Annotated in this window: 5 protein-coding genes and 1 riboswitch; of the genes, 2 read left to right on the forward strand and 3 right to left on the reverse strand. The window is 74.0% G+C overall.

Going from position 1 to position 6,722, the window contains the following annotated elements; genetic code table 11:
* Positions 1 to 119: 119 nt before the first annotated feature.
* Positions 120 to 3,554 carry an AfsR/SARP family transcriptional regulator gene (locus ACR9ZG_RS17435; RefSeq protein WP_481286111.1) on the reverse strand — a complete coding sequence of 1,145 codons (3,435 nt, stop codon included), beginning with the start codon at positions 3,552 to 3,554 and terminating at the stop codon, positions 120 to 122.
* A gap of 60 nt (positions 3,555 to 3,614) precedes the next feature.
* On the opposite strand from ACR9ZG_RS17435, the gene ACR9ZG_RS17440 reads away from it, so the two are divergent.
* Positions 3,615 to 4,199: a class I SAM-dependent methyltransferase gene (locus ACR9ZG_RS17440; RefSeq protein ID WP_481286112.1), complete on the forward strand. Its 585-nt coding sequence runs from the start codon at positions 3,615 to 3,617 to the stop codon at positions 4,197 to 4,199.
* Positions 4,200 to 4,286: 87 nt separating this feature from the next.
* Here the strand turns inward: ACR9ZG_RS17440 and ACR9ZG_RS17445 are convergent, their stop codons facing one another.
* Positions 4,287 to 4,868: a CoA-binding protein gene (locus tag ACR9ZG_RS17445; protein WP_481286113.1), complete on the reverse strand. Its 582-nt coding sequence runs from the start codon at positions 4,866 to 4,868 to the stop codon at positions 4,287 to 4,289.
* Positions 4,865 to 6,160 (reverse strand): O-acetylhomoserine aminocarboxypropyltransferase/cysteine synthase family protein, encoded by a 1,296-nt coding sequence (locus ACR9ZG_RS17450; protein ID WP_481286114.1) that lies wholly within the window; start codon positions 6,158 to 6,160, stop codon positions 4,865 to 4,867. Before ACR9ZG_RS17450 ends, ACR9ZG_RS17445 begins: the two co-directional genes overlap by 4 nt.
* A 108-nt stretch (positions 6,161 to 6,268) precedes the next feature.
* Positions 6,269 to 6,333, forward strand: a riboswitch (guanidine-III (ykkC-III) riboswitch).
* Positions 6,334 to 6,342: 9 nt separating this feature from the next.
* Between ACR9ZG_RS17450 and ACR9ZG_RS17455 the strand changes: the two genes are divergently transcribed.
* A complete protein-coding gene (locus ACR9ZG_RS17455; protein ID WP_481286115.1) occupies positions 6,343 to 6,660 on the forward strand; it encodes a DMT family transporter in 318 nt (105 codons plus the stop codon).
* The last annotated feature ends 62 nt before the right edge of the window (positions 6,661 to 6,722 follow it).

Genomic DNA, 6,722 nt, shown 5'->3' on the forward strand with positions numbered 1-6,722 from the left:
GGGGGGGCTTTAACTGCCCCCGGCCGCCGGCCCCCCCCCGGGGGCCCCCCCCCCCCCCCCCCCCCCGGGGGGTTTGGGGGGGCCCCGCCTTCGTGTGCGCCGGCCGCCGCGCGTCGCGGCTACCCCCGCGCCGCCGCCAGCAGCTCCAGGCCGCGGACCGCCGCCGCGTCGCGCCCGAGCTCCGCGACCGCCGCGAGCGCCGCATCCAGCCGCTCGTCTCCCCACACCTCGCGCACCCGCGCCTCGAGCGTCGCGCGGTCGAGGCTGGCGAGGTCCTGCCGCGAGTTGGCCTGCCCGGCGAGGGCGAACAGCTCCAGCCCGGTCGACAGCCAGTCGCGGCCGGCGGAGGTCGGGGCGGGATGGGCGTCCACGGTGAGCGGGTCGAGCATCCACACGGCGTAGCCCAGCAGCCCGGCGCCCACGACCGGCTTGTCCAGGTACGCGGGGTTCAGCCGGGCGTTCACGAGCAGGCGGGTGCGGAGGCGGCGCGCGGTCTCGTCCGTCAGCGCGCGGTCGACCGTGTCCGGCAGCTCGCGGCGTGCGCGGACCAGCACGGCGAGGTACGCGGCGCCCAGGATGGTGAGCCACGGGTTCGCGAGCGCCTCCCGCTCGGCGGTCGCCTCGTCGGTGAAGACGCCGACCGCCTGCCCGTAGAGCCGGATGCCGCCGGCCAGGTCGCCCTCGGCCAGGGCGATCTCCGCCAGGCCGCTGTACGCGGTGCCGTAGAAGTCGACGTAGTCGAAGCCGGTGCGGTCGATCTCCGCGTCGAGGTAGCCCGCCAGGAGCGAGCGTCCGCGCTCCAGGTCGCCGGTGCCGATCGCGTTCACCGCGATGAGCCAGTCGAGCTGCCGGAGGTCGCCCGCCGCCCCGAGCAGCCGCAGCCCCTCGTGAGCGCGCTCGGCCCAGACCAGCGCCTCCACCGGGCGCGCGAGCTGGCTGTACAGCTGGGCCAGCGCCTGCGCGGCGGACGCGGTCGCCCAGGCGTCCTCGGACCGCAGGCCCAGCCCGTAGGCGCGCTCGGCGGAGATGAGCGCCTCGTCGAGCTCGCCGGCGTTCTCCTTCAGCTGCGTGGAGAGCAGGCAGCCCACGACGGCGAGCGCCGGGTCGGGGGAGTCGCTCAACCGGGCGAGCACGCCCATGCCCGCCGTGACGTTCCCGGCGCTCGCGACCAGCGCCGACATCGCCTCGAGCCGGGGGTCGGCGAAGGTGGAGGCGGGTTGCTGCCGCTGCAGCCGCTTCAGTCGCGAGATCGCCCGGGCGGAGGTCCGCAGGTCGGCGTACAGGAACGTTCCGCCGATCACCGTGAAGCACACGGCGGCCATGTCGCGGTCACCGGGTCCCGGCTCCCAGCCGCGCAGCGCCTCCATCACCGGACCGCCGAAGGCGAGCACCTCCGAGTGGGCGCTCCGCAGCGACCAGTAGTACGACAGCACCGCGTAGACGTGCGCGACCTCGGCCGGCCGGCCGCCGTCGAGCGCCGACCGCAGCACTGCCAGCAGGTTGTCCTGCTCCGACGTCACGAGCGCGAACGTCGGGACGAGCGCGGGGCCGTGCATCCGCTCGATCGTCGCCGACGCGAATGCCCGGGCCCAGGCATCCATCCCCTCGCGAGCGAGCGTCTGCTCGCCCGCGCGCTCCAGCTCGCGGTCGCCGAACTCGCGCACGGTCTCGAGCATCCGGTAGCGCAGGATGCCGGTCTCGCGGTCCTCGGTGACGGTCACGAGCGACTGCGCGACGAGGGCGTCGAGGTCGTCGAGGACGTCGGTCGCGCCCGCCGCGACCGCGGCAGCCGCGTCCGCGCTGAAGCCGTCCGGGAAGACGGAGAGCCGCCGCAGCAGCTCCTGCTGCGACCGGTCGAGCAGGTTCCAGCTCCAGTCGATGACCGCGAGGAGGGTGCGGTGGCGTTGCGGCGCGGTGCGCTCGCCGCCGGTCAGCAGGGCGAACCGGTCGCCGAGCCTCCGCTCGATCTCCTCCACCGACAGCGAGCGGGCTCGCGCGGCGGCGAGCTCGATGGCGAGGGGGAGGCCGTCGAGGCGGTCGCACAGGCGCGCCACGACCTCCCGCTGCAGCACGACGCCGGGGCGCGCCGCCCGCGCGCGCTGCATGAACAGCTGCACCGCCGGCCCGTCGTCGGCGCTCGCCAGCGGGCTCAGCGGGTAGACCTGCTCGGCGCCGATCGCGAGGGGGGCGCGGCTCGTGGCGAGCACCCGGACGGTGCTCGTCGAGTCGAGGATGTCGGCGACGTACGCGGCGGCCGCGTCCACGATGTGCTCGCAGTTGTCGACCACCAGCAGCGTCTCGCGCTCCGACAGGAGGCCGAGGATGCGCGAGCGGAGATCCAGCTGGGCGCCGGGCTCGGTCGCCCGGCCGCTGCGCGCCTCCCGGATCCCGAGGGTCGTGGCGAACGCGAGGTCGAGGTCGTCCCCGCTGCGGACGCCGGCCAGCTCGACAACGACGACCGCCGGCAGCGCGGTCGCCCGGTGCCCCACCTCCAGGGCCAGCCGCGTCTTGCCCAGGCCGCCCGCGCCGAGCACCGTGACCAGCCGGGAGGTCGTGAGCAGCTCCTCCACGGCGGCCAGGTCGGCGTCGCGGCCGAGCAGCGCGTTCGGCGCCGAGCGGAGGCCGATGCGGAGGCGGCGGGCGGAAGCGGGGGTGCGGTCGCCGGTGTCCACGGGTGCGGCGCCGGCGAGCGGCTCGGCGTCGCCCCGACTCGCGGAGGCGGACGCGGCATGCGCCGGCGCGCTGGACCCGAACGGCGCGTCCGCCACCGCGCCGGACGCGCCGTCGCTCGGCCGCGCGGGAGCCGGCTCCTCCTCGCTGAGCAGCCGCGCGTTGAGGGCGACCAGCTCGGGGCCCGGGCGGGTGCCGAGCCGGTCGAGCAGCGCCTCCTTGAGGTCGGCGAACGCGAGGAGGGCCTCGCTGCGGCGGCCGGCGCCGGCGAGCGCGCGCATCCACTCGCCGTGCAGGTGCTCGTCGAGCGGACGTGCGGCGAGGAGTGGGCGGAGGTCGGCGAGCGCCGCCTCGTGCTCGCCGGCGGCCACGTGGGCGCGGGCGCGGGTGAGCAGCAGGTCGTCGCGCAGCTCGGCGGCCGTGCGGGCGAGTTCGTCACCCAGCGGCGAGTCGCCGAGCTCCGCACCCGGCTCGCCGCGCCACAGGGCCAGGCCGGTCGTCGCCTCGCGCGCGGCGGACGTCGGCTCTCCGGCGTCGAGGTGGGCGCGGGCGCGGTCGTGGTGGAGGCGGGCGATGCCGAGATCGGTCTCCTCCGGGCCGAGGGCGAGCGCGTAACCGCTGGGTGTCGACCGCAGCAGGCCGTCGGCGGTCGAGGTTCGCAGGCGCGAGACGAGGGTCTGGAGGGCCGCGCGCTCCTGGCGGGGCGGGGCGTCGTCCCACAGGTCGGCGACGAGCGACGGCACCGACACGGCGCCGCGCGCGAGGACGAGCGCGACGACCAGGCTCTTGCCGAGCGTTCCGGACGGCTCGGACAGCATCCCGGCGCGGTCCTCCACCAGCACCGGCCCGAGGACGGCGACACGAGGCGATGCGGCGGACTCCACCCGGTGATCTTAGCCAGCGCGGGCGGCGGGGGAGCGCACGCGGCGCGTAGGCTCGGCCGCATGGCGTTCGACTGGTCCCGCTTCTACGAGCAGCAGGGCGGACGCGGGGTGCGTCCGACCTTCAAGCGTGCGCTGGAGCTGCGCGGTGATGCCCCTCCCGGCGACGCGGTCGATCTGGGCTGCGGCGACGGCGTCGAGACCCGGGCGCTGGCCGAGCACGGCTGGACGGTGCTGGCGACGGACGCCGACGCGGGCGTCGAGGGGCGCGTGCTCGGCGGGCTCTCCGCGGACGCCGCGGCGCGGGTCCGGGTGCGGCGCGCCCCCTTCGAAGAACTCGGGCCGCTGCCGGAGAGCGACCTCGTCTACGCGGGGTTCGCGCTGCCGTTCTGCGACCCCGGGCACTTCCCGTACCTCTGGGCGGACATCCGGGAGGCGCTGCGGCCGGGCGGCCTGTTCGCGGGCGAGCTGTTCGGGCCGCACGACGACTGGTTCGGCCGCTCCGGCATGAACTTCCACGACCGCGCCGGGGTGCGGGGGATGCTCGCGGGCATGGAGGTGCTGCAGCTGGTCGAGGACGACCGCCGCGGCATGTCCTTCGAGGGCCCCAAGCACTGGCACGTCTTCCACATCATCGCCCGGGCCTGACGCCGCCGACGGCAGCCGCCGAGTACACGAAAAATGTCCCGTGGAACCGATCCCACGGGACATTTTCCGCGTACTCGGCGGCTGCCGTCAGCGGATGGTCTTGCGCGCGGTGATCTGGCCGGTGTCGAAGCCGAGGAGGTGCAGGCCGCCGTGGAAGCGCGCGTGCTCGATCTTGATGCAGCGGTCCATCACGACGGTCAGGCCCTGGGACTCGCCGTACTCCGCGGCCTCCTGGTTCCAGATGCCGAGCTGCACCCAGATCGTCGGCGCGCCGATGGCGACGACCTCGTCGATCACCGCGGGGATGTCGGCGGGCTTGCGGAACACGTCCACGATGTCCGGCACCTCCGGCAGCGACGCGAGGTCGGGGTACGCCTTCTCGCCGAGAATGGTGTCGGCGTTCGGGTTCACGAAGTACACCCGGAAGTCGGTCGACTGCTGCAGGTACGTGCCCACGAAGTAGCTCGACCGCGCCGGGTTGGGCGACGCGCCGACGATCGCGACCGACTTCGCCGAGCGGAGGATCTTCAGCCGCTCCTTCGCGTCCGGCCCGACCCAGGTGCGCTGGGTCCGCAGCAGCTTCGCCAGGGGCGAGTCCGCCGGGACCGAGCAGCTGAGCCCGTTGACCAGCTGGACGTCGGTGGTCTCGGGAGCCTGGGCGATGGTCATGCGTTCTCCTCCACGGCGGTCGTCAGCGCCTGGTCCAGATCGTAGATGATGTCGTCCGCGTCCTCGATGCCGACGCTGATGCGCACGACGCCCGGCAGCACGCCCGCGTCGAGCAGCTGCTGCTCGGTGAGCTGCGCGTGCGTGGTGGAGGCGGGATGGATCACGAGCGTCTTGGCGTCGCCGATGTTGGCCAGGTGGCTGGCCAGGTTCACCGACTCGATGAGCTTCTGGCCGACGGCGCGGCCGCCCTTCACGACGAAGCTGAACACGCTTCCCGGGGTGCCGCCGAGGTACTTCTGCGCGCGGTCGTGGTGCGGGTGCTCCGGCAGGCCCGCCCAGTAGACCTTCTCGATGCGCGGGTCCGCGTCGAGCCACTCCGCGACCTTCCGCGCATTGTCGACGTGCGCCTGGATGCGGTACGGGAGGGTCTCCACGCCGGTCGCGAGCAGGAACGCCGAGTGCGGCGCCAGCACCGGCCCGATGTCGCGCAGCTGCTCCGCGCGGAGCCGGGTGAGGAACGCGTACTCGCCGAAGTTGCCCGACCACTGCAGGCCGCCGTACGAGGGGACGGGCTCGCTGAACAGCGGGAACCGGTCGCTGTGCCAGTCGAACCTCCCGCTCTCCACGACCACGCCGCCGAGGGTGGTGCCGTGGCCGCCGAGGAACTTGGTGGCCGAGTGGATGACGATGTCGGCACCCCACTCGATGGGCCGGTTGAGGTAGGGGGTCGCGATCGTGGAGTCGATCGCGAGCGGCACGCCGGCCGCGTGGGCGACCTCCGCGAGCCCCTCGATGTCGGCGATCTCGCCGGAGGGGTTGGCGACGGTCTCGGCGAACACGACCTTGGTGCGGTCGGTGATCGCGGCGGCGTAGTCGGCCGGGTCGGCGCTCTGGACGAACGTGGTCTCGACGCCGAAGCGGCGCAGCGTCACGTCGAGCTGCGTGATCGATCCGCCGTAGAGGTTCGCGGAGGCGACGATGTGGTCGCCCGCGCCCGCGAGCGACGCGAAGGTGATGTACTGCGCGCTCAGGCCGGACGCCGTCGCGACGGCGCCGAGGCCGCCTTCGAGGCTGGCGATGCGCTCCTCGAACGAGGCGACGGTCGGGTTCGCGAGGCGCGAGTAGATGTTGCCGTACTTCTGCAGCGCGAACCGCGCGGCGGCGTCGGCCGAGTCGTCGAACACGAAGGCGCTCGTCTGGTAGATCGGCAGGGCGCGGGCGCCGGTCACCGGGTCGGGGATGTTGCCCGCGTGGATCGCACGCGTGCGGAAGCCATATTCGCGATCTGCCATGGGGTCACGCTAGCCGACCCCGCGACGGGCAGGACCCGCGCGCTGTAACACGCCGCAACCGGGGCTGCGTGCACGGGCCCTGCTCAGGCGGCGTTGCTAGCCTGGTCGGCAGATCGCGGATGGGCGGTCCCGGACGACGGATCAGTACCCGGTGAGCGACAAGACTGGCCACGGGAGTCAGCATGTCCTGGATCGTCCTCGTCCTCTCCGGCATCCTGGAGGCCGTCTGGGCCACCGCGCTCGGGCTGTCCGCCGGGTTCACGAAGCTCTGGCCGTCCGTCGTCTTCGTGGTCGGCCTCGTCGGCTCGATGGCCGGCCTCGCGTTCGCGATGCGCAGCATCCCGATCGGCACCGCCTACGCCGTGTGGGTCGGGATCGGCGCCGCGCTGACCGTGCTGTATGCGATGATCTTCGGCGGCGAGGGCTTCTCGCTCGTGCGGGTGCTCCTCATCCTGGGCCTGGTCGCCTGCGTGATCGGCCTCAAACTGGTGGACCACTAGCCATCGAGTTGTCACGACACGCCGCGCGACGACCGTCGCAGACCTGTCTCTTATACACATCT

The sequence above is a fragment of the Leifsonia sp. KNZ12-8B genome (assembly GCF_056755495.1).

Excerpts from the sequence above, each read along its gene's own strand:
- ACR9ZG_RS17440 (WP_481286112.1), top strand. The coding sequence starts at position 3,615 with ATGGCGTTCGACTGGTCCCGCTTCTACGAGCAGCAGGGCGGACGCGGG.
- ACR9ZG_RS17445 (WP_481286113.1), bottom strand. The coding sequence starts at position 4,868 with ATGACCATCGCCCAGGCTCCCGAGACCACCGACGTCCAGCTGGTCAAC.
- ACR9ZG_RS17450 (WP_481286114.1), bottom strand. The coding sequence starts at position 6,160 with ATGGCAGATCGCGAATATGGCTTCCGCACGCGTGCGATCCACGCGGGC.
- ACR9ZG_RS17455 (WP_481286115.1), top strand. The coding sequence starts at position 6,343 with ATGTCCTGGATCGTCCTCGTCCTCTCCGGCATCCTGGAGGCCGTCTGG.